Source organism: Synechococcus sp. H60.3, assembly GCF_047462295.1.
GTDB lineage: Bacteria > Cyanobacteriota > Cyanobacteriia > Thermostichales > Thermostichaceae > Thermostichus.
Window position 1 is genome coordinate 1 of the sequence record NZ_JANSIY010000183.1, and the last position, 2858, is coordinate 2858.

Below are 2858 nucleotides of genomic sequence, written 5' to 3' on the forward strand. Positions count from 1 at the left end.
ATTGCCCTTTTGGGGGTCGCTGTAAACCGGCCTGGAGGCCCGTGGTTGGCTTGCCAACTGCAGGGCTACCCTTCGCGTCAGCGGCGCGTAGCGCTTAAAGCCTGCTCCGTACCGCTGAGCGGTCGGAGTCGGGTAGTTTACCCAATTCAACGCCCCCACGGCAGAGCACGGCGTTAGATTTTGATAGTCTGGTTTGGGGGCCACCTGCATCCCCTCAACCCTGGCGAGGCATGGCGGAAAACCGGACCGGCGCGTTTATTGGCGGGCTGCTGTTGGGAACGGCGGTGGGCACAGTCATTGGCTTGCTCCTGGCCCCCCGCAGCGGACGGGAGACGCGGCGACTGTTGAAAAAATCGGCCGAGGCACTGCCAGAAGTGGCAGAAGATGTGGCTGGCAGCCTGCAGTATCAAGCAGAAAAGTTGTTCGACGCCGCTCAACGGAATTTGGATGAGGCCCTGCTGCGGCTACAGCAGGCAGCGGCGGTGGGCAGGGAAGCCATGTTGCAGAAACGGCAAGAGCTGATGCAAGCCCAAAACCTGCGTCCCCTCGCCCGGGAGGAAGCTGATTCAGAAGCCCGAGATCGGGAGGAGACAGCAGGATGAGCGATCCGGTCTTTTGGCTGGGCCTCTCGGTAGGTCTGGTGGCAGTGGGTATCTTGGCGGTGATCCTGACCCTGCTGCCTGCCGTCATTCAATTGGGTCGAGCCGCCCAGAGCGTGGAACGCTTTTTCGACACGCTGCTGCGGGAATTGCCCCCTACGCTGGAGGCTTTGCGTCTGACCAGCTTGGAAGTGAGCGAGATCGCCGACAGCCTCGACGAAGGGGTCAAGGGGGCCGGACAGGTAGTGAAGCAGGTGAACCGCTCTCTGGAAGGGGCCCGCAACCAAGCCCGCGGCGCTCAGGTCAATGTCCGCAGCCTTTGGGCAGGGGTACGGGCGGCCTGGCAGGCGCTGTCCAGCGAGACTCCCCCCACCGCCATGCGTAACCCTCAGTTGCGCTCAGGCCAAGCTGGTCGGCCTTTTTCTGCTGCTGCGCCAAGCATTCCCTTGGGAGATATGCGCTCTTTTGCCAGCAAGGCAATGCCAGAGGGATCCCCCCCCCATGCGCAGCCTTCCCGACCCGATGCCACCAACCCTTGAGAGCTATCTGAGAATCCTCTGGAAGACGGGCACAGGAGGTTGGGGCTCTTGCCCGGCGGGAAGCCGGCCCCAACTGGCGTCTGGATCCCAGCGCAATTGGGTAACATCCTGCAAAGGAAACCCCATCTGCTGCAGGATCTTGAGGCTGAGGCTAGGAATAATCGGCGAAAGGGCTACCGCCACCCAGCGCACGCTTTCCAAAACAGCGTAGAGGATCTGGGCCACCTGTTCGCTTTGCCCCTGCTTGTGCAGCGTCCAGGGAGCCTGCTCGTCGAGGTATTTGTTGCTGGCTTGGGCCAAGCTAAGGGCTTTGCGGGCAGCGGAGCTGGGATCCAGCCGCTCGTAGGCATCGGCCACCGCCGGGGCTAGGCGCTCGACCAGGGTTTTGAGGGGGTGATCCGCTGCGATCTGCACCGGGGGAATGCGGTAGTCGGGCTGGTATTTTTTGAGCATATTGAGGGTGCGGTTGAGCAGATTCCCCAGGTCGTTGGCGAGGTCAGCATTGAGAACCTCGATGAAGCGGCCCTCGCTAAAGTCGCCATCCTTGCCCAGCTCAATTTCGGTCAAGAAATAGTAGCGCACAGCATCGGCGCCGTATCGCTGCACCAGCTCAAAGGGATCCAGCGTGTTGCCGAGGCTTTTGCCCATCTTGAGGCCATCTTTGGTGAGAAAGCCGTGGCCAAAGATTTGCTTAGGCAGCGGCAGCCCTGCCGACATGAGCATGGCCGGCCAGTAGATGGCATGAAAACGGACGATGTCCTTGCCTACTAGATGCACATCGGCAGGCCAGTAGCGGCGCAGGGCGTTCTCCAGGGTGGGCTCGTCGTGAGGATCCAAGGCGGCGCTGAGGTAGTTAATGAGGGCATCAAACCAAACGTAAAGGGTTTGGCTGGGATCCGCCGGGAAGGGGATCCCCCAGGAGACGCTGGGGCGAGAGATGGAAAAGTCCCGCAGGCCCTGCTTGACAAAGTTCATGACCTCGTTGCGGCGGCTTTCCGGTTGAATGAACTCCGGGTGCTCCGCATAGAGGGCTTCCAGTTTTTCCTGGTAGCGAGAGAGGCGAAAAAAGTAGTTTTCTTCGTCTTTCCACTCCACTTTCTTGTTGGGGTGAAGGGGGCAAAACCCACCTTCTAGGAGCTCTGACTCGTCCTTGAACTCCTCGCAGGCAACGCAGTACCAGCCCTGCTGGCGGCCAACGAAAATATCTCCCCGATCCCCAACCCGCTGAAAAAACTCCCGCACAATGGCCTTGTGGCGAGGGTCAGTGGTGCGGATAAAGCGGTCGTAGCGGATATCCAGCAACCGCCAAAGCTCTACAAACTGGGCGGCAATCTCGTCACAGTGCTGCTGCGGCGGAAGGCCGCGCTCTTCAGCGGTGCGCTGGATCTTCTGGCCGTGCTCGTCAGTTCCCGTTACCATCAGCACATCCTTGCCCCGCAGGCGGTGGTAACGGGCGATGGCATCCGCCGCCATGGTGGTGTAGGCGCTGCCGATGTGGGGGGCAGCGTTGACGTAGTAGATGGGTGTGGTGATGACGAAGGTGGGATCCGGCATGAGCAGTTGCAGCGCTTTCCCCCATGATAAAAGTTGCCGGAAAGTCCGGCAGGCCGAGTTACGGGGCAGGGATGAAGCTGGCATTCAACCTAAAGGGATGGGGCTGCGGTGCCCTGGGGGCCGGGATCTTGGTCGCCGGGGCGGCTCTGGCCCAGCCTCTGCCGGA

The 2858-nt window shown here is 61.1% G+C and carries 3 protein-coding genes; 2 read left to right on the forward strand and 1 reads right to left on the reverse strand.

Translation table 11 applies throughout. The features are described from left to right. The first annotated feature begins 230 nt into the window (after window positions 1-230). Both NW841_RS12545 and NW841_RS12550 read left to right on the forward strand, forming a co-directional pair. Complete coding sequence (locus NW841_RS12545) at window positions 231-602, forward strand: YtxH domain-containing protein (RefSeq protein WP_414366021.1); 372 nt, start codon at window positions 231-233, stop codon at window positions 600-602. Beyond that, window positions 599-1138 (forward strand): hypothetical protein, encoded by a 540-nt coding sequence (locus tag NW841_RS12550; RefSeq protein ID WP_414386697.1) that lies wholly within the window; start codon window positions 599-601, stop codon window positions 1136-1138. Before NW841_RS12545 ends, NW841_RS12550 begins: the two co-directional genes overlap by 4 nt. 3 nt (window positions 1139-1141) lie before the next feature. Here the strand turns inward: NW841_RS12550 and metG are convergent, their stop codons facing one another. Further along, on the reverse strand, window positions 1142-2692 hold the full coding sequence (gene metG, locus NW841_RS12555; protein ID WP_414386699.1) for a methionine--tRNA ligase: 1551 nt from the start codon (window positions 2690-2692) through the stop codon (window positions 1142-1144). Window positions 2693-2858: the final 166 nt, after the last annotated feature.

Coding starts and splice junctions, on each gene's coding strand:
- NW841_RS12545 (WP_414366021.1), top strand. CDS start 231: ATGGCGGAAAACCGGACCGGCGCGTTTATTGGCGGGCTGCTGTTGGGA.
- NW841_RS12550 (WP_414386697.1), top strand. CDS start 599: ATGAGCGATCCGGTCTTTTGGCTGGGCCTCTCGGTAGGTCTGGTGGCA.
- metG (WP_414386699.1), bottom strand. CDS start 2,692: ATGCCGGATCCCACCTTCGTCATCACCACACCCATCTACTACGTCAAC.